We start from the raw sequence: 18,079 nt of genomic DNA, 5'->3' as shown, positions 1-18,079 counted from the left end.
GCCGGCGGCCCACGGCCCACGGCCGCAGCTCCGTAGCCCGTGACCCGCCGCCCGCGGTGCGGCGGCGCGGTCAGGTCAGCGGGCCGATCGCGCGCTCGATCGCGGCCCGCAGGTCCGGCCCGCGCAGCGCGTCCCGGGCCGCCTCCATCACCGGGGCCAGGAACACGTCGGGGCCCGGCTCGCCGGCTGCCGCGCCCAGGGCGGCCACCGCGGCCCGGCCGGCCGGGGACGGCTCCAGCGGGGCGCGTAGCTGCAATCCGCGTACGCCGGCCAGCAGCTCCACGGCGAGCACGCTGGACAGGTTGTCCAGCACGGTACGGAGCTTCTTGGTCGCCGCCCAGCCCATCGAGACGTGGTCCTCCTGCATGCCGCTGGTGGGCAGCGAGTCCACCGAGGCGGGCGCGGCGAGCCGGCGGTTCTCCGCGACGATGCCGGCCGCGGTGTACTGGGCGATCATCAACCCCGAGTTGACCCCGGCGTCCGGGGAGAGGAACGCCGGCAGCTCCCGGTTGCGGGCCACGTCGAGCAGCCGGTCCACCCGGCGTTCGGCGATCGCGCCCACCTCGGCGGCGGCGATGGCCAGGTAGTCGGCGGCGAAGCCGAGCGGCGCGCCGTGGAAGTTGCCGGTCGACTCGACCCGCCCGTCCGGCAGCACCACCGGGTTGTCCACCACGGACAGCAGCTCCCGACCGGCCACCGTCTCGACGAAGTCCAGGGTGTCCCGGGCCGCCCCGGCGACCTGCGGCGCGCAGCGCATCGAGTACGCGTCCTGCACGGCGTGCGCCAGGTCGTCGCGGTGCGAGTCCATCACCCGGGAGTCCTGCAGCAGCCGGTGGATGTTCGCCGCCGACGCGGCCTGGCCCGGGTGCGGGCGGATGGCGTGCAGCTCCGGCAGGAACGGCCGCTCCGAGCCCAGCATCGCCTCGATCGCCAGCGCGGCGGTCACGTCGGCCATGGTGAACAGGTGCCGGGCGTCGGCGACGGCCAGCAGGAGCATGCCGAGCATCCCGTCGGTGCCGTTGATCAGCGCCAACCCCTCCTTGGCGGCCAGTGCGATCGGGACCAGCCCCGCTCCGCGCAGCGCCTCGGCGGCGTCGATCCGCTCGCCGGCCGGACCGAGCATCCAGCCCTCGCCGAGCAGTGCCAGCGCGCAGTGCGCCAGCGGCGCCAGGTCGCCGGAGGCGCCGAGCGACCCGTGCTCCGGCACCCACGGGGTGAGGTCGTGGTTGAGCAGGTCCACCAGCGCCTGGGCGACCAGCGGGCGGACCCCGGAGCGGCCGAGCGCCAGTGAGCGGACCCGCAGCAGCATCATCGCCCGGACCACCTCGCGGGGCATCGGCGCGCCGACCCCGGCGGCGTGCGAGCGGATCAGCGCGTGCTGCAGCTCGGCCCGCCGCTCGGGCGCGACGAAGGTGTTGGCCAGCGCCCCGAACCCGGTGGAGACGCCGTACACCGGGCGGCCGGCGGCCTCGATGCCGTCCACGATGGACCGGCTGGCGGCCATCGCGTCGAGCGTGGCGGGGTCGAGGACGACCTTGGCGGTGCCCCGCGCCACGGCGAGCACGTCGGCGGGGGAGATCCCGGTGGGCTGGACGATCACTGTGGACATTGCGGCACTCCGTTGTGCAGGACCTGGCTGATCAGCGGAACCCCGGGCCGGTAGGCCAGGTGCAGGTGGGTCGGGGCGTCCAGGACGATCAGGTCGGCCCGCGCGCCCCGCGCCAACCGGCCGACGTCGGTGCGGCGCAGCGCGGCCGCCCCACCGGCGGTCGCGGCCCACACCGCCTCCGCCGGGGTCATCCGCATCTCGCGTACGGCCAGCGCGACGCAGAACGGCATCGACGACGTGTACGACGACCCGGGGTTGCAGTCGGTGGCCAGCGCCACGGTCACCCCCGCGTGGAGCAGCCGGCGGGCGTCCGGGTACGGCGACCGGGTGGAGAACTCCGCCCCCGGCAGCAGGGTGGCGACGGTGCCGGTGAGCCCGCCGTCGGCGCCCGTGTCGTCGACGCGGCGGGAGGCGAGCGCGTCCACGTCCGCGTCGGACAGGTGGGTGCAGTGGTCGACGCTGGCCGCGCCCAGCTCCACCCCGAGGCGTACCGCCGGCCCGGGGCCGAGCTGGTTGGCGTGCAGCCGGACGCCCAGGCCGGCGGCCTGCCCGGCGGTGAGGATCGCCCGGGCCTGCTCGGCGTCGAAGGCGCCCCGTTCGCAGAACACGTCGATCCACCGGGCGTAAGGCGCGGCGGCGGCGAGCATCGGCCCGCGGACCAGCTCAACGTACTCGTCGGGGCGGTCGGCGTACTCGGTCGGCACCACGTGCGCGCCGAGGAAGGTGGTCTCCGCGCTGACCTCGGCGGCGATCCGCAGCGAGCGGGCCTCGTCGGCGACGGTGAGGCCGTACCCGCTCTTGATCTCCATGGTGGTGGTGCCCTGCCGCAGCGCCTCGCCGCGCAGCCGCCGTACCGTCGCGCGCAGGTGGTCGTCGGCGGCGGCGCGGGTGGCGGCGACCGTGGTCCGGATGCCCCCGCCGGTGTACGGCTCGCCGGCCATCCGGGCGGCGAACTCGGCGGCCCGGTCCCCGGCGAAGACCAGGTGGGCGTGGCTGTCCACGAAGCCGGGCAGCACCGCCGCGCCGTCGGCGTCGATCCGCCGGTCGGCGGCCGGCGCGTCCCGGGCCGACCCGACCCAGGCCACCACGCCGTCCTCGACCAGCACGGCGGCGTCGCGCCGGATGCCCAGCGGGTCGCCCGCCCGGTGGTCGTTGGTGACCAGCTCACCGATGTTGTCGATCAGCAGGCTGCCCGTACCGCCCGCGGCCGGCTCGGCGGCCGTCACGAGGTCACCGCCGCGATCGAGTCCCGCAGCTCGGTCGGGACGTCCACGCTGAGGTGCCGGCCGGCGGCGACCACCACCCGGCCGTCCACCACCACCTGGGCGACGTCGGCGGCGGTCGCCGCGAAGAACACCCCGACCGGGGGTACGCCTGCCGTGCGGGGGCTGTCCAGCCGTACGGTGACCAGGTCGGCGCGGGCACCCACCGCGAGCCGGCCGGCGTCACCCCAGCCGAGCGCGGTGTGCCCGCCGCCGGTGGCCGCGACCAGCAGGTCCGCCGGGGTGAAGTGGCCCCGGGTGCGGGTGCGCAGCCGCTCGTCCAGCTCGACCGCGCGGGCCTCCTCGAAGAGGTCGACCACGGCGTGGCTGTCACTGCCGAGACTGAGCGGGATGCCCGCGTCGGCCATCCGGCGGGCTGGCCCGATCCCGTCGGCGAGGTCCCGCTCGGTGGTCGGGCAGAGGCACACCCCGGTCCGGTGCTCGGCGAGCAGGTTCAGGTCGGCGCCGGTCGGGTGGGTGGCGTGCACGGCGGTGACGTGCCGGCCGAGCACCCCGCGCTCGGCCAGCAGACCGGTCGGGGTGCGCCCGTGCGCGGCCCGGCAGGCGTCGTTCTCGGCCGGCTGCTCGGACAGGTGCACGTGCAGCGGCACCCCGGCCCGGTCGGCCAGCCCGGCGACGGTGGCCAGCTGGTCGGCCGGCACGGCGCGGACCGAGTGGATGGCCGCCCCGACCAGCGCGTGGTCGTCCTCCGGCCGGAACGCGCCGACCCGCTCGGCCCAGCGCAGCGCGTCTCCGTCGCCGAACCGCCGCTGCGGCCCGGCCAGCGGCGCGCCGTCCACGCCCGCGGTCAGGTAGCAGGCGTCCAGCAGGGTGAGCCGGATCCCGGCGTGCGCGGCCGCCTCGACCAGCGCGGCGGACATCGCGTTCTCCTCGTCGTACCGGCGGCCGTCCGGGCCGTGGTGCAGGTAGTGGAACTCGCCGACGCAGGTGATCCCCGCCAGGGCCATCTCCGCGTACGCGGCCCGGGCCAGCGCGAGGTAGCTGTCCGGGTCGAGCCGGTCGGCGACCGCGTACATGCCGTCGCGCCAGCTCCAGAAGTCGCCCCGCCCGGTGTGGGTGCGCCCGCGCAGCGCCCGGTGGAAGGCGTGCGAGTGGGTGTTCGCCAGCCCGGGCAGGGTCAGCCCCGGCAACCGCTGGGCGTCGCGCAGCACCTCAACCCCGGCCGACGGCCCGCCCCCGGTCAACGGGGTGACCGCGGTGAACCGGCCGTCCCGCGCCTCGATCAGCACGTCCGGGGTGGGTGCGGCGTGCTCGGGCAGCCAGGCGTACTCGGCCAGCCAGCGGGTCAGCGGCATGCCAGCTCCTCCAGCGCCCGGGCCAGCGCGGTCACCCCGGCGGCGCAGTCGGCGTCGGTGGCGGACTCGGCGGGCGAGTGCGACACCCCGGTCGGGTTGCGGACGAACAGCATCGCGGTGGGCAGGAACCCGGCCAGCACCCCGGCGTCGTGCCCGGCCCCGGTGGGCAGCACCGGCGCGCCCAGCAGCTTTGCCAGCCGCCGGCCCAGGTCGGTGTCGAAGGCGACCAGCGGGGTCGCCGACTCCTCGGTGACCGCCAGGCCGGTGCCGTCGCGCCGGGCCCGCTCGGCGGCCTTGGCGTGCACCGCGTCCACCGTCGCGGCCAGGGTCTCCTGGTCGGCGGCCCGGGCGTCCAGCCAGCCGGTCACCCGGGACGGGATCGCGTTGGTGGCGTTCGGCTCCACCGTCACCCGGCCGATCGTGGCGTGCGCGCCGCGCAGCCGGGCCTCCTTGTTCGCCGCGAGCACGGTGAACGCGTACGTCAGCATCGGGTCGCGGCGGTCGACCATCCTGGTCGTACCCGCGTGGTTGCCCTCGCCGGTGACGTCGAAGCGCCAGCGGCCGTGCGGCCAGATCGCGCTGGCCACCGCGACCGGGGCGTCCGCCTCGACCAGCGCGCGGCCCTGCTCGACGTGCAGCTCCACGAAGGCCGCGAAGCGGCCGAGCAGCTCCGGCCGGGCGCCCGCCGGCGGCGCGCCCAGCGCCTCGGCGAAGCTCACCCCGGCCGCGTCGCGCAGCCCGGCCGCGCGGTCCGCGTCGAGCACGCCGGTGAGCAGCCGCGACCCCAGGCAGGGTACGCCGAACCGGGCGCCCTCCTCCTCCACGAACGCGGCCACCGCGATCGGCCGGTGCGGCGCGACGCCCGCCGCGCGCAACTCGTCGACCGCGAGGAACCCGCCGACCACACCCAATGGCCCGTCGTACGCCCCACCGTGCGGCACCGAGTCGAAGTGGCTGCCGGTGAGCACCGCGTCGCCCGCCTCCGGGTCGCCCCACCAGGCGAACAGGTTGCCGTTGCCGTCCTCGGTGACCGGCATGCCCCGGTCGTCGGCCTGCCGCCGGAACCAGGCGCGCAGGGCCAGCTCGGGCTCGGTGAGCGCGTACCGCAGGTAGCCGCCGCTGTCGGCGTCCCGGCCGACCGGGGCCAGCTCGTCCCAGAGCGCCCGGAACCGCGCGCTCACGGGGTGCCCTCGGTCATCGGGACCCGGACGCCGGTGCGTTCGGCGACCTCGCGGGCGTCGTCGTAGCCGGCGTCCACGTGTCGGATCACGCCCATCGCCGGGTCGTTGGTGAGCACCCGCTCGATCTTCTGCCCGGCCAGCGCGCTGCCGTCGGCCACGCAGACCTGCCCGGCGTGGATGGACCGGCCGATGCCCACCCCGCCGCCGTGGTGGATGGACACCCAGCTGGCGCCGCTGGCGGTGTTGACCAGCGCGTTGAGCAGCGGCCAGTCGGCGATCGCGTCGGAGCCGTCGGCCATCGCCTCGGTCTCCCGGTACGGGCTGGCCACGCTGCCGCAGTCCAGGTGGTCCCGGCCGATCACCACCGGCGCGGAGAGCTCACCGGAGGCGACCATCTCGTTGAACCGCACGCCCGCCCGGTCCCGCTCGCCGTAGCCCAGCCAGCAGATCCGCGCCGGCAGGCCCTGGAAGGCGACCCGCTCGCCGGCCATCCGCATCCACCGGGCCAGCGACTCGTTCTCCGGGAACAGGTCGAGGATCGCCTTGTCGGTGGCCGCGATGTCCTTCGGATCCCCGGAGAGCGCCGCCCAGCGGAATGGCCCCTTCCCCTCGCAGAACAGCGGCCGGATGTACGCCGGCACGAACCCGGGGAAGTCGAAGGCCCGCTGGTACCCGCCGAGCTTCGCCTCGCCGCGGATCGAGTTGCCGTAGTCGAAGACCTCGGCGCCCGCGTCGAGGAAGCCGACCATCGCGGCCACGTGCCGGGCCATCGAGGCGCGGGCCCGGTCGGTGTACTCGGCCGGCTTCGCAGCCGCGTAGTCCCGGGCGTCGGCCAGCTCCACCCCGACCGGCAGGTACGACAGCGGGTCGTGCGCGCTGGTCTGGTCGGTGACGACGTCGATCTCGACGCCGCGCACCAGCAGCTCGGGGAAGACCACGGCCGCGTTGCCGACCACGCCGACGCTGAGCGCCCGGCGGTCCCGCTTCGCGGCGAGCACCCGGTCGACGGCGTCGTCCAGCGAGTCGGCCACCTCGTCCAGGTAGCGGTCGCGCACCCGGCGGTCCAGCCGGGTGCGGTCCACGTCCACGATCAGGCAGGCGCCGCCGTTCATGGTGACCGCGAGCGGCTGCGCCCCGCCCATCCCGCCGCAGCCGGCGGTCAGCGTCAGCGTGCCGGCGAGCGAGCCGCCGCTGGATTGCTGCCCGTCGCCGCGGGCGCCGGCGATCTTGGCCGCGACCGCGGCGAAGGTCTCGTAGGTGCCCTGCAGGATGCCCTGGGTGCCGATGTAGATCCAGGAACCGGCGGTCATCTGGCCGTACATGGTCAGGCCCAGCGACTCCAACCGGCGGAACTCGGGCCAGGTGGCCCAGTCACCGACCAGGTTGGAGTTGGCCAGCAGCACCCGGGGCGCCCACTCGTGCGTGCGCATGACCCCGACCGGGCGGCCGGACTGCACCAGCATCGTCTCGTCGTCGCGCAGCTCGGTGAGCGTCCGCACCAAAGCGTGGTACGACGGCCAGTCCCGGGCGGCCCTGCCGGTGCCGCCGTAGACCACCAGGTCGTCGGGGCGCTCGGCCACCTCCGGGTCCAGGTTGTTCATCAGCATCCGCAGCGCGGCCTCCTGCGGCCACCCCTTCGCGGTACGGGTGGTGCCGCGTGCGGCGCGGACGGGCTCGTGCATGGCGTACTCCTCTCAGCCGGGCGACGACTGGTCAGCCGAGGAACAACTGGCGGCGGGCGGCGGACGACTCGAACGCCTCCAGGCGGGCCTGCGTCTGCGCCGGTGAGGCGTCGCAGATCGCCTGGAGGATCACCATGGCCAGGGTCATCGGGGCGGTGTGCAGGTCGAAGACGAGGTCGGTGCCGACCGCGGCGGGCAGCACCCGGTCGGCGCACTCGGCGGCGGGGCTGACCGGCGAGTCGGTGATCGCCACGACGACGAGGCCGGCGTCCTGGGCCTCGCGCATCGCGTCCAGGGTCTCCCTTGGGTACCGGGGGAGCACGAACGCGAGCAGCGCCGTGGCGCCCGCCGCGGCGGCCTGTTCCAGCCGGTCGGTGAGCAGGCTGCCACCGTCGTCCAGCACCCGGACGTCAGGGTGCACCTTGGCGGCGAAGTAGGCGAAGTACGCCGCCAGCGGGGCGGCGGCACGCAGGCCCAGTACCGGCAGCGGACGGCTGGCCGCCAGCAGCTTGCCGACCTGGGCGACCTTCTTGCGGTCCGCGAGCTGGTCGGCCAGCCGGTCGAGGTTCCCCATCTCGGCGCGGACCGCCCGCTGCAGCTCGTTGCCGGTGTCGGCCGGCGCGCCACCGCCCCCGGTCAGCTCGCGCAGCCGGCGGCGCAGGGCCGGGTACCCGTCGTGGCCGAGCGCGACGGCGAACCGGGTGACCGACGGCTGGCTGACCCCGGCCAGCTCGGCCACCTCGGCGGCGGACAGGTACGCCGCGGTGGCCGCGTGCTGCACCAGGCAGTGCGCGATCCGGCGCTGGGTGGGGGTGAGCCGCACCCCGTGGAACAGGTCGAGCAGCGGGTCGGTGTGGCCCGCGTCGACTCCGCCATTCATGCCGAGACTCTATGCATGAAAACTTTCACCGAGCAAGCCCGGGGGTGGCCGATACTCAGCAAGCCGTTACCTCTGCCTGGTAAAACCCTCCCGTGGACGCCATCAAGCTGCGCCGAGCGATCGCCCGTACCCCGTTGGCGCCGGTCGCCGCCTTCCCCAAGCGGCTCGCCTCCGTCGCCCGGCACGACGGACGGGTGCTGCGCGCCTCCGCCCGCTGGCTGGTCACCTCCCGCGAGCACCACAACTACACGTACGACCTGACCAGGCTGAACCGCGAGCACCTCGGCTGGTTCGTCGCCGTGGCGTGCGACGTACCGGTCAAGCAGGTCCGGGCGTACTTCGCCGAGATCGAGGCGGACACCGACCTGCGGGCGCACATCGAGCGGGCCACCGCCGCCTCCGACCGCCGCCGCCTCGCCGACCGGCGGGTCCGCTACGCCCGCCGGATCGGCTGGTACGCCATCGTCCGGGCGAGGAAGCCGGCCCACGTCGTGGAGACCGGGGTGGACAAGGGCCTGGGCAGCTGCGTGCTCGCCGCCGCCCTGCTGCGCAACGTCGCCGAGGGGCACCCCGGTCGGCTCACTTCGCTGGACATCAACCCCGAGGCCGGTTACCTGGCCCGTAGCGCGCCCTGGTCCGACGTGGTCGATCTGGTGATCGGCGACTCGATCGCCTCGATCACCGCGCTGGACCGCCCGGTCGACCTGTTCCTGCACGACAGCGACCACAGCCGCGCCCACGAGAAGCGCGAGTTCGACGCCGTCGAACCGAAGCTCGCGCCCGGCGCCCTGCTGCTCAGCGACAACGTCGCCTACAGCGACGTGCTGCCCCAGCACGCCGAGCGCACCGGCCGACGGTTCCTCGCCTACCGGGAGGCCCCCGCCGGCCACTGGTACCCGGGCGACGGCATCGGCGTCGCCTGGTGAGGCTCGCCGCCGTCGCCCGGTGAGCCTCGTCGCCCGCGCTCCGTGGGCGTCTTCCCGGGCGGCCGGGGCGGTCGCAGGATTAGGGCTGTCTTAGCTCGCTTGCCCGGCGGTGCGGTGATCCGGCAGCATCGACCGGCGTGACCGACGCCCCCGCCCCGCGCTCCACCGCCGGTCGCCGCCGCGCCCCACGGACGCCCCGTACCCGCTGGCTCGCCGCCGGCGCGGTGGCCGCGCTCGCCGCGGTGCTCGGGCTCACCCTGGCCCTGCGCGCCGGTGCCGCACCCGCCTGCGCCGCACCGGTGGGCCGCGCCGCGCCGCCGGTGGCCGGGGCGCCGGCCCTGGCCGCGCCGCCGGTCGGTGGGGTCAGCCACCAGGGGCAGGCGACCTTCTACGACTCGAAGGGCGCCGGCGGCAACTGCTCCTACCCGTCCGCGCCGGCCAACCGGCTCTACGTGGCGCTCGGCCCCAGCGAGTACGCGGCGGGCGCCGCCTGCGGCGGGTACCTGGACGTCACCGGTCCGAAGGGGACGGTCCGGGTGCTGGTCATGGACCAGTGCCCCGAGTGCGAGCCGGGACACCTCGACCTGTCGGCCGAGGCGTTCGCCCGAATCGCCGACCCGGTGCGGGGCGTCGTCGGCGTCACCTGGCGTGCGGTGGTCGACCCGAAGCTGGCCGGCCCGCTCACCTTCCGGATCAAGGAGGGCTCCTCGCAGTGGTGGTTCGCCGTGCTGGTCGGCGAGCACGGCAACCCGCTGCGCTCGGTCGGGGTGCTCCCACGCGGCTCCGGCGCGTTCCGGTCCGCCGTCCGGCAGGACTACAACTACTGGCTGATCGACTCGGGTGCCGGCCCCGGGCCGTACGCGATCCGGGTCACCGACGTGAACGGCCACCGGGTCACCGCCACCGGCGTACGGCTGGCGCCGGGGGAGACGCAGCGCGGCACGGCCCGGATGTACGGCGGTAGTGGCTCGGTGGGCACGCCGACCCCTCGTCCGACCCGGTCGTCCGCCACGCCCTCGCCGAAACCGAGCCGGTCGGCCACCCCGTCGCCGCGCGCCACGACGCCGAGCCCGCCGCCGGCCGCCGTGCCGTCCCTGGTGGACGCCGCGGTCCCGCCACCCGCCGCGAACGAGGTACGCGCGACCGGCTGCGGCGCCGCGAGCTGACCGTGCCGGATCTTGAGCGGCGTGTCCGGGCGGCTCGACGATGATCGTCTACGGCTGAGCGGTCCCGCCGCGGCGTGTCGAGTCGGTCAGCCGTAGACGATCATGAACGCGACTCGGGCGGGTCTGGCGGTCAGGTCGTCGGGGGTAGGTCGAGCCACATGATGATCTCGTCGCGGTCGTCGTCGGGGGCGACCCGGATCGCGCCGGGGCGGCGGCCCACCTCGCGGAAGCCGAGCCTGGCGTAGAACGTCTCCAGCCCGAGCCCGCCGCGCACCGTCACCTGCACGGCCTGCCAGCCCAACTCGGGCGCGCGGCGCACGGCCTCCCGCATCAGGGCCAGGCCGTACCCGCGACCCTGGGTGTCCGGGTGCACCATGACCCGGATCAGGGTGCCCCAGTGCCGCGCCAGGTCGAACCGGGTGTCGGCGAAGATCAGCATGCCGACCGGGCGGTCACCGTCGTACCCGACCAGCAGGCGGTCGGGCCCGTCGCTGACGGCGGCGAGGGTACGCGCGGCGAACGGGCGGACCTCGGCGGCGGTGACCGGGGCGGTGAAGCCGACGGCCCCGCCCGCGTTGGTCGCCTCCACCCACAGGTCGACGACGCGTTCGCGCAGCTCGGGGGTGAGATCGGGGTCCAGGACGAAGTGCAGGCTCACGCCCGCATCCTTGGTGAGGCGTGGGGCTGGCGTCCAACGGTTGAGGCCTCCGTCACCGCCGCCTAAGCGAGAGGTCGGTGGAGATGGCTTCAGCCCGATCCGCCGCCGGTCGAGGGGCCGATCAGGTCGCGCTCTGCCGCGTCGCCGTGCTCGAGCTCGGCGATCGATCGGCGCAGCGCGACGGCGTTGCTCGGACTGCGCAGGAGGTACTCGGTCTCCTTCATCGACTCGTACTCGGCGAGCGGCACGATCACCACCGGCTCGTGGCCCGACCGGGTCACCACCACTTCCTCCGCGTCGCTGATGACGCGGCCGAGCTCGACGCCCAGGTTCTGCCGAAGCTGGGTGTAGTTCACGGTCCGCACGATGGAACCTCCTGAACAAGTACAGAGAACTGCACATCAGGCCGGCTGGGCTCAGGGCGGTCATGAAGGAGCCGAGGGTGTGCTTCGGCCGCGATGCGGAAGTAAGCGCCGCCGAACGCGACTCTTGTGACGGCGCTTCCTGGTGCGGGAGAGGGGATTCGAACCCCCACGTCCTTTCGGACAATAGGACCTAAACCTATCGCGCCTGCCGCTTACGCCACTCCCGCCGACCCGTTGAGTTTAGAGCGTCGGGCTTCGGCGGTGGCGAGCCCCGCCTCCTTGAGGATCGTCAGCACCGTCAGATGACTGATCACTCGTGTCCCACCCACCGCCTCCGATACGGCGTGGGCGATCCTTCGAGAACCGAAGTCAGGATGGGAGAGGGCCAGTTGAATGACGACCTTCCGGAACTGCCCGCTCACGGGGCGATCGCGTCCGCGGGGGTTCGGCTCGACGCTTCCCGTCGCCTCTAGACGACGGCTCATCCTCCGGACGGCATCTCGGCTTCGTCCAATCCGGCGTCCTACCTCAACCGTCGTCAGCTCACCGGTGCCTACCCGCCGAACCAACTCCACAACTTCCTCCACCGCTACCGAAGCGACTGGTTCCCGGTGTTGGACTCCCGAGGGCAAGGGCTCCTGCGAGGAGTTTGTCCCACTCTTTCGCCCCGCATAGGTAGCCGTCTGGCTGTGGCAGTTCGGGCATAGCAGACGGAGGTTCGGTGGCCGGTTGTCAAGGAAGTCACCGTTGATGTGATCGACGTGCAGGACGAGTGGTCTGCCGCGCCACCGCGGTCCGACGCCGCACTCCTCGCACTCCTCCGGAACGTTCAAGTGAGCAAGCGCCCGCTTCAGGCGAGCACCCGGAGTCCGTAGCGCACCGGCTGGCCGTCTAACCAGCATCTCGGACGGCCCATGACGTGGCACCGAGCATCCCCGGTTGTGGGCGTTGCCCTTGAAGTGTGACGTGTCGATGCCGAACCGCTTCAACTGCCGGCTGATGTGCGCGTGCGAGCCGCCGCTGACGCGAACACCTAGAAGCCGCATCACTCCGGTGACGGACGATGACACCGCAGCCGCTGCGGCCAGCGCATCTGGCGTGTATCGGTAACGAACCATGTCCGCACGGTAGCGGCGGGGTGTGACAGTCTCAGTCGAGGCCGAGGTCGCGGCGGAGCTTGGCGACGTGCCCGGTGGCCTTGACGTTGTAGAACGCGTGCTCGACCTTCCCGTCCGGGTCGATCACGAACGTCGACCGGATCACCCCGGTGACGGTCTTGCCGTACATCTGCTTCTCGCCGTACGCGCCGTACGCGGTGAGCACCGCCTTGTCGACGTCGGCGACCAGCGGGAAGGTGATCGCGTCGCGCTCGCGGAACTTCGCCAGCTTCGCCGGCTTGTCGGGGGAGATGCCGACCACCTCGTAGCCCGCCGCCTGCAGCGAGGCGAGCGAGTCGCGGAAGTCGCAGGCCTGCTTGGTGCAGCCCGGCGTCATCGCGGCGGGGTAGGCGTACAGGATGACCCGGCGGCCACGCAGGTCGGCCAGGGCGAGCGTCTCGCCGGTGTCGGTCGGCAGGGTGAAGTCGGGGGCGGGGTCGCCGGGGGCCAGGCGGTCGGGCGCGGTCATGGCGGACACCCTACCGCCGCCGTGGGCGCCGCCGGACGACCCGCGCCGCGCGCTCCGCACCCGCTGTCCGGCCCGGCCGCGGTGATCAAGGACATGGCTTGTTGCCAACACTTGGCAACAACGAGGTACGGCCAATAGGCTGCCGGCGTGGACACCCTGGCGATGCACATCTCGAACGGGATCATCGACGGTCCCGTGGCGGGGGTCTTCGCGGCCCTCGCCCTCGCCGCGCTCACCTTCTGCGTGCTGCGCGGCCGCCGCGACCTGGACGACCGGCTCGCGCCGATGGCCGGCCTGGTCGCCGCGTTCATCTTCGCCGTGCAGATGCTCAACTTTCCGATCTTCACGGCCGGCGTCAGCGGGCACCTGCTCGGCGGCGCGCTGGCCGCGCTGCTGGTCGGCCCGTGGGTCGGTGCGCTCTGCGTCTCGGTGGTGCTGATCGTGCAGGCGCTGGTCTTCGGCGACGGCGGCGTGGCCATGCTCGGGCTGAACGTCACCAACATGGCGCTGCTCGGCACCGCCGCGGCGTACCTGCTGATCGCGGCGCTGCTGCGGGTGCTGCCCCGCACCCCGGCCGGGCTGGGCGTCACCGCGTTCGTCTCCGCGCTGGTCAGCGTGGTGGTCGCCAGCCAGGGCTTCGTGCTGGAGTACTGGCTGGGCGGCACCACCGACCTGGGCGGCAACCTGGCCGGCCTGGCCGGCACGATGGCCGGCGTGCACCTGCTGATCGGCATCGGCGAGGGCCTGATCACCGCGACCACCGTGGTCACCGTCGCCAAGGTGCGCCCCGACCTGGTGTACGCCCTGCGCAACCTGAAGCCGGCCGCGCCGGCTGCCGTCCCGGCCGTCGGAGGTGCCCGGTGAGCAAGCGTCCCTGGGGGTTCGTGGCGGCCGGCCTGCTGGTCGCGCTGCTGCTGGCCGGGGTGGTCAGCAACTACGCCTCGTCGCACCCCGACGGGCTGGACTCGTCGCTGCTCAAGGGCTGCACGGTCGACGCGAACGACACCATCACCGGCGGCTCCTGCCCGGCGCAGCGGTCCAAGGGCCACGAGTTGGCCGGCAGCCCGCTGGCCGACTACGGCATCCGCGGCGTGGACAACGCGTTCCTCTCCACCGGCCTGTCCGGCGTGCTCGGCGTGCTGCTGACCTTCGCCATCGGCGGCGGCGCCTTCTGGCTGCTGCGCCGCCGCAACCCCGCCGACCGCGACGCCGACACCAGCTCCGGGCCCGACGCCGGCACCGGAACCGACCCCGGCGCCGATACCACCGAGACCGCCGACGGGGACCGGCGCGCCGTCGGTCGCGCCGGCTGACCCGGGGGTACGCGGGCATGGGTGCGGGGCACGCGCACGTTCTCTACCGGGAGTCGACCTCGCCGGTGCACCGCCTCGCGCCGGAGGTGAAGATCGCCGCGATGGTGCTGTTCACCCTGGCCGTGGTGGCCACCCCCCGGGAGGCGTTCTGGGCCTTCGGCGGGTACGCCGCGCTGGTCGCGCTGGTCGCCGCGCTGGCCCGGGTCGGCCCGCGCTGGCTGCTCACCCGGGCGTCGATCGAGCTGCCGTTCCTGCTCTTCGCGGTGGCGCTGCCGTTCCTCGGGGCGGGGGAGCGCACCGAGGTGGCCGGGCTGAGCCTCTCGGTGGACGGCCTGCACGGCGCCTGGAACATCATCGCCAAGGGCACGCTGGGCGTACTCGCGTCGCTGTTGCTGGCCGCGACCACCACGACCCGGGACCTGATCCTCGGCCTGGACCGGCTGCGCTGCCCACAGATCCTCACCCAGATCGCCACCTTCATGCTGCGCTACCTGGAGGTGCTGGTCGGCGAGGCCCGGCGGATGCGGGTGGCCCGGGTGTCCCGCGGCGACGACCCGCGGTTCCTGTGGCAGCTGCGCGGCTTCGCCGCCGGCGTGGGCGCGCTGTTCCTGCGCGCCTTCGAGCGCGGCGAGCGGGTGTACCTGGCGATGCTCTCCCGCGGCTACACGGGCAGGATGCCGGCCGTCTGGCAGGGCGCGGGCGCGGCCACCGCCGGGCAGTGGGCGGCCGGTGCGGCGGTGCCGCTGGTCGCGGTGGGCATCGCCGCGACCGCCGCCGTCCTGACATGATCGGCCAGGCTGGCAGTATCGAGGCCGTGCAGACCACGGTTTCCCTGGACGTCCGCGGCGTCCGGTACGCGTACCCGGACGGTCACGTCGCCCTGCACGGGGTCGACCTGACCGTGCCGCGCGGCGAGCGGGTGGCGCTGCTCGGCCCGAACGGCGCCGGCAAGACCACCCTCGTGCTGCACCTCAACGGCATTCTCACCCCCACCGAGGGCACGGTCGCCGTCGGCGGGATGACCGTGACGAAGGACCGGGCCGAGCTGGCCGAGATCCGCCGCCGGGTCGGCATCGTCTTCCAGGACCCGGACGACCAGCTGTTCCTGCCCACGGTGGCCGAGGACGTCGCGTTCGGCCCGGCCAACCTGGGGCTGCGCGGCGTGAAGCTGGCCGAGCGGGTGGACGAGGCGTTGGCCGCGGTCGGCATGAGCGAGCACCGTGACCGGGCGCCGCACCACCTCTCCTTCGGGCAGCGCCGCCGGGTGGCGGTGGCCACCGTGCTGGCCATGCGGCCGGAGATCCTGGTGCTCGACGAGCCGTCGTCCAACCTGGACCCGGCCGCCCGGCGGGAGCTGGCGGAGATCCTCCGCGGCCTGCCGGTGACCCTGCTGATGGTCACCCACGATCTGCCGTACGCGGCGGAGCTCTGCGACCGCGCGGTGATCCTGGACGCCGGCCGCATCGTCGCCGACGCCCCCACCCGCACCCTCCTGTCCGACGCCCCCCTCCTGGCCGCCCACCGCCTCGAACTCCCCCACGGCTACACCCCCTAACAGCCCCGCCCCGCGCCCCGCCCCATCGCGTCGATCATGGAGTCGTGGCTCCTAAAAAGCGCCTTTCGCCCCCTTTGCGCGCAGCCACAACTCCATGATCGTCGGCGCGGCCCGGCGCGCCGCCCAAGATCACGCTCGATCCTGGAGGTAGTGGCATCGCGCTCGCGGGGAGGCCACTACATCCAGGAAGTAGCGCGGGGCGCGGTCAGGGGGTGGGGGACGGGGTGGGGGTTCGGGGGGTGGGGCGGGTGGCGCGGGAGGTGGCGTGCAGGTGCAGGAGGCCGGCTGTCAGGGCGCCGGCGCCGGTGGCGATCGCCAGGGTGACCAGCATGCGGGCGGTCGCGGGGGGCCAGGGGACCGGGGCGACCGCGCGGGTCAGCGCGCCGGCGTTGGCGATGCCGGCGAAGAGCGCCAGACAGGCCCCGGCCAGCGCCAGCGCGAAGTCGGCGGCCGGGCGGCGGGCCAGCGCGTATCCGCCGGCGGCGAGCGCCCCCAGGCCGGTGAGCAGCGTCCAGATCTGCGCGGTGAGCAGCCCGACGAGCAGCGTGCCGAGCCCCTCGGCGCCGGCGTCCAGCTCGCGGCCGACGACGAACGCCACCGCGCCCGCCCCGCCGAGCGCCAGCAGCGCGCCGGCCGCGGGCAGCGCCCAGCGCCCGGCGGGCGTACCGGCCGGCAGCAGGCCCGCCGCGCCGATCACCAGCGCGCCGAGCGTGGCCGCCACCCACCACGGGTACGCGTCGGGCGGCGGCACCCAGTCCAGGGTGCCGCGGATCTCCGCCGGGCCGGCGTCGTCGCGTACTCCGACGGCCCAGTCGCGGACCCGGTGCTCCCGGGTGGGGTCGGCGACGGCCTGGGCCGGCGGCCCGGGCTCGCGCCACTGGATCCGCTGGTCGTGCCAGCGCACCCGGTGGTCGCCGGAGACCCGTCGCCACTGCGGCGGCGCCGCCGGGTCGGCCTCGGCCGGCAGCACGGTCTCGCCGGCCAGGGTCCGGTTCAGGTACGTGGCGGGGGAGCGGGCGTTCTCGAACGTGCCCGCCGGCCCGACCCGCAGGTACGGCTCACCGGAGTAGCCGATCACCTCGACGTCCCGCCCGCTCGCGTTGACCAGCTCCAGCCGGGCGCCCGCCTCGACCACCCGTACCGTCAGGTCCGGCCGGGCCGGGGTGACGCCGGTGACCTCGACCCGGTAGTCGGTGCCGTCGGGCGCGTCGGCGCCGTGCGCGTACGCCGGGACGGCGAGGGTGAGCAGGGCGGCGATCGCGGCGGCCAGGACCAGCCCGGCGCGCCGCAGGGGGGTGGCGGTCACTTGCCGGCCGCCTCCACCGCGGCGGTGATCCCGGCGGGGGTGCGGTCCTCGACGTTCGTGCCGTTGACCTTGACCGTCGGCGTGCCGGTGACGCCGGACTTGCTGGCGTCGTCGGTCACGTGCTCGGTCCACGACTTGTACGTCCCGTCGTTGACGCAGGAGCTGAAGTCGCCCGAGTTCAGGCCCGCCCCGGCGCCGATCTGGATCAGCTCGTCGTTGCTCAGCCCGGCGCTGCCCTCGGCCGGCTGCTTGGCGAAGAGCGCGTCGGTGAACTCCTTGAACTTGCCGCCCGCCGCGGCGCAGCCGGACGCGGCCGACGCGCGGGTGGAGTACTCGGTGGTGGAGAAGCGGTTCAGGTACGCCACCGGGTGGTAGACCACCTTGGCCTTGCCGTCGGCGACCAGCTGGTTGATCGTCGGGCCGGTGGTGGCCTGGAACTGCTTGCACACCGGGCAGAGGTAGTCCTCGTACAGGTCGATGGTGACCGGGCCGGAGCCGAGCACGATGCCGGTGCCGGCATCGTTCGCGCCCGGCGGGGTGGTGAAGCTGTCCGACTTCTGGCTGGAGTAGACGCTCCAGCCGATCAGGCCGGCGATCACCAGCACGGCCACCGCGGCGATCGACGTCCAGAGGGTCCGCTTGCGGCGCTGCTCCCGGGCGAGCTGCTCACGCACCACCCGGGCGGCCTCGTTGCGTCCCTTGCGACTACTCATCCTCGTCCTCCACCGGTGGGTCGCCCGCGAGCCAGCCGTCCACCGAGACGGGCGTGCGGGGCCAGATCAGCAGGAATCCGGCCAGCGCCAGGAATCCCAGGTCCCGGAGGATCTCCGGGAGGTAGCTCGGGGCCTGCCCGGCGGCGAGCTGCCCGCCGCTGCCGAAGCAGCCGCAGTCGATGGCCAGGCCGCGGGCCCACGCCGAGGCGATGCCGGCGATGAAGACCACCAGCAGGCCCGCGGAGACGCCGGCGGCCAGCCGGGTGGCCAGGCCGAGCAGCAGGAGCACCCCGAGGGCCAGCTCCACGAAGGGCAGCGCCGCGCCGATCGCGGTGGCCGCGTCGTACGGCAGCACCTGGTACGCGTTGACGGCCCGGCCGGAGGCGGCCAGGTCACCGACCTTGGCGGCGCCGGCGATCAGCCAGACGGCGGCCAGCCCGAGCCGGACGGCGACGCCGAGCCAGGGGCGGATGGTGGGCCGGCGACCGGCCCGGGTGCGCTCTGCGGTCACGATCATTTGT

Annotated in this window: 18 protein-coding genes and 1 tRNA gene; 6 read left to right on the top strand and 13 right to left on the bottom strand. The window is 74.5% G+C overall.

Annotated features, from left to right (window positions below; all coding sequences use genetic code 11):
• Positions 1-70 precede the first annotated feature (70 nt).
• The 6 genes from hutH to ACFY3U_RS02325 are packed head-to-tail and all read right to left on the bottom strand — an operon-like array spanning position 71 to position 7,930.
• Positions 71-1,609: a histidine ammonia-lyase gene (hutH, locus tag ACFY3U_RS02350; protein ID WP_387193488.1), complete on the bottom strand. Its 1,539-nt coding sequence runs from the start codon at positions 1,607-1,609 to the stop codon at positions 71-73.
• Positions 1,597-2,835, bottom strand: a complete 1,239-nt coding sequence (hutI, locus tag ACFY3U_RS02345; RefSeq protein WP_387193485.1) for an imidazolonepropionase — start codon at positions 2,833-2,835, stop codon at positions 1,597-1,599. Before hutI ends, hutH begins: the two co-directional genes overlap by 13 nt.
• Positions 2,832-4,181, bottom strand: coding sequence for a formimidoylglutamate deiminase (locus ACFY3U_RS02340; RefSeq protein WP_387194128.1), 1,350 nt, complete (start codon positions 4,179-4,181; stop codon positions 2,832-2,834). The genes hutI and ACFY3U_RS02340 overlap by 4 nt, the downstream gene beginning before the upstream one ends.
• Positions 4,178-5,368, bottom strand: a complete 1,191-nt coding sequence (locus ACFY3U_RS02335; protein WP_387193480.1) for an allantoate amidohydrolase — start codon at positions 5,366-5,368, stop codon at positions 4,178-4,180. The genes ACFY3U_RS02340 and ACFY3U_RS02335 overlap by 4 nt, the downstream gene beginning before the upstream one ends.
• Complete coding sequence (gene hutU, locus ACFY3U_RS02330) at positions 5,365-7,050, bottom strand: urocanate hydratase (RefSeq protein ID WP_387193477.1); 1,686 nt, start codon at positions 7,048-7,050, stop codon at positions 5,365-5,367. The genes ACFY3U_RS02335 and hutU overlap by 4 nt, the downstream gene beginning before the upstream one ends.
• A 31-nt stretch (positions 7,051-7,081) precedes the next feature.
• Positions 7,082-7,930, bottom strand: coding sequence for a MurR/RpiR family transcriptional regulator (locus ACFY3U_RS02325; protein ID WP_387193474.1), 849 nt, complete (start codon positions 7,928-7,930; stop codon positions 7,082-7,084).
• Between the two features lie 92 nt (positions 7,931-8,022).
• On the opposite strand from ACFY3U_RS02325, the gene ACFY3U_RS02320 reads away from it, so the two are divergent.
• The gene (locus ACFY3U_RS02320; RefSeq protein WP_387193471.1) at positions 8,023-8,856 is read left to right on the top strand and encodes an O-methyltransferase; all 834 of its coding nucleotides are present in this window, start codon (positions 8,023-8,025) and stop codon (positions 8,854-8,856) included.
• A gap of 137 nt (positions 8,857-8,993) precedes the next feature.
• A complete protein-coding gene (locus ACFY3U_RS02315) occupies positions 8,994-10,022 on the top strand; it encodes an expansin EXLX1 family cellulose-binding protein (RefSeq protein WP_387193468.1) in 1,029 nt (342 codons plus the stop codon).
• A gap of 130 nt (positions 10,023-10,152) precedes the next feature.
• Here ACFY3U_RS02315 and ACFY3U_RS02310 read toward each other — a convergent pair whose 3' ends face one another.
• The 4 genes from ACFY3U_RS02310 to bcp all read right to left on the bottom strand — a co-directional run bounded on the left by ACFY3U_RS02310 (position 10,153) and on the right by bcp (position 12,671).
• Positions 10,153-10,680 carry a GNAT family N-acetyltransferase gene (locus ACFY3U_RS02310; protein ID WP_387193466.1) on the bottom strand — a complete coding sequence of 176 codons (528 nt, stop codon included), beginning with the start codon at positions 10,678-10,680 and terminating at the stop codon, positions 10,153-10,155.
• 89 nt (positions 10,681-10,769) lie between these two features.
• Positions 10,770-11,036 carry a type II toxin-antitoxin system Phd/YefM family antitoxin gene (locus ACFY3U_RS02305; protein WP_387193464.1) on the bottom strand — a complete coding sequence of 89 codons (267 nt, stop codon included), beginning with the start codon at positions 11,034-11,036 and terminating at the stop codon, positions 10,770-10,772.
• A 149-nt stretch (positions 11,037-11,185) separates the two neighbouring features.
• A tRNA-Leu gene (locus ACFY3U_RS02300) sits at positions 11,186-11,272 on the bottom strand.
• Positions 11,273-12,194: 922 nt separating this feature from the next.
• Positions 12,195-12,671, bottom strand: coding sequence for a thioredoxin-dependent thiol peroxidase (gene bcp, locus ACFY3U_RS02295; protein WP_387193462.1), 477 nt, complete (start codon positions 12,669-12,671; stop codon positions 12,195-12,197).
• Between the two features lie 147 nt (positions 12,672-12,818).
• On the opposite strand from bcp, the gene ACFY3U_RS02290 reads away from it, so the two are divergent.
• The 4 genes from ACFY3U_RS02290 to ACFY3U_RS02275 are packed head-to-tail and all read left to right on the top strand — an operon-like array spanning position 12,819 to position 15,539.
• Positions 12,819-13,535 (top strand): energy-coupling factor ABC transporter permease, encoded by a 717-nt coding sequence (locus tag ACFY3U_RS02290; RefSeq protein ID WP_387193459.1) that lies wholly within the window; start codon positions 12,819-12,821, stop codon positions 13,533-13,535.
• On the top strand, positions 13,532-13,984 hold the full coding sequence (locus tag ACFY3U_RS02285) for a PDGLE domain-containing protein (protein ID WP_387193456.1): 453 nt from the start codon (positions 13,532-13,534) through the stop codon (positions 13,982-13,984). Before ACFY3U_RS02290 ends, ACFY3U_RS02285 begins: the two co-directional genes overlap by 4 nt.
• A 17-nt stretch (positions 13,985-14,001) precedes the next feature.
• The gene (cbiQ, locus tag ACFY3U_RS02280; RefSeq protein WP_387193453.1) at positions 14,002-14,772 is read left to right on the top strand and encodes a cobalt ECF transporter T component CbiQ; all 771 of its coding nucleotides are present in this window, start codon (positions 14,002-14,004) and stop codon (positions 14,770-14,772) included.
• Positions 14,769-15,539 carry an energy-coupling factor ABC transporter ATP-binding protein gene (locus ACFY3U_RS02275; RefSeq protein WP_387193450.1) on the top strand — a complete coding sequence of 257 codons (771 nt, stop codon included), beginning with the start codon at positions 14,769-14,771 and terminating at the stop codon, positions 15,537-15,539. The genes cbiQ and ACFY3U_RS02275 overlap by 4 nt, the downstream gene beginning before the upstream one ends.
• 205 nt (positions 15,540-15,744) lie before the next feature.
• Here ACFY3U_RS02275 and ACFY3U_RS02270 read toward each other — a convergent pair whose 3' ends face one another.
• From ACFY3U_RS02270 to ACFY3U_RS02260, 3 genes are read right to left on the bottom strand one after another with little or no spacing between them, the layout of a single operon-like run.
• On the bottom strand, positions 15,745-16,845 hold the full coding sequence (locus tag ACFY3U_RS02270) for a hypothetical protein (RefSeq protein WP_387193448.1): 1,101 nt from the start codon (positions 16,843-16,845) through the stop codon (positions 15,745-15,747).
• Complete coding sequence (locus ACFY3U_RS02265; RefSeq protein WP_387193445.1) at positions 16,842-17,558, bottom strand: DsbA family protein; 717 nt, start codon at positions 17,556-17,558, stop codon at positions 16,842-16,844. The genes ACFY3U_RS02270 and ACFY3U_RS02265 overlap by 4 nt, the downstream gene beginning before the upstream one ends.
• Positions 17,551-18,075, bottom strand: a complete 525-nt coding sequence (locus ACFY3U_RS02260) for a MauE/DoxX family redox-associated membrane protein (protein WP_387193442.1) — start codon at positions 18,073-18,075, stop codon at positions 17,551-17,553. The genes ACFY3U_RS02265 and ACFY3U_RS02260 overlap by 8 nt, the downstream gene beginning before the upstream one ends.
• Between the last annotated feature and the right edge of the window lie 4 nt (positions 18,076-18,079).

The organism is Micromonospora sp. NPDC000089, assembly GCF_042899365.1.
In the GTDB taxonomy this organism is placed as follows: domain Bacteria; phylum Actinomycetota; class Actinomycetes; order Mycobacteriales; family Micromonosporaceae; genus Micromonospora.
This window is presented reverse-complemented; position numbering and strand designations above follow the sequence as displayed.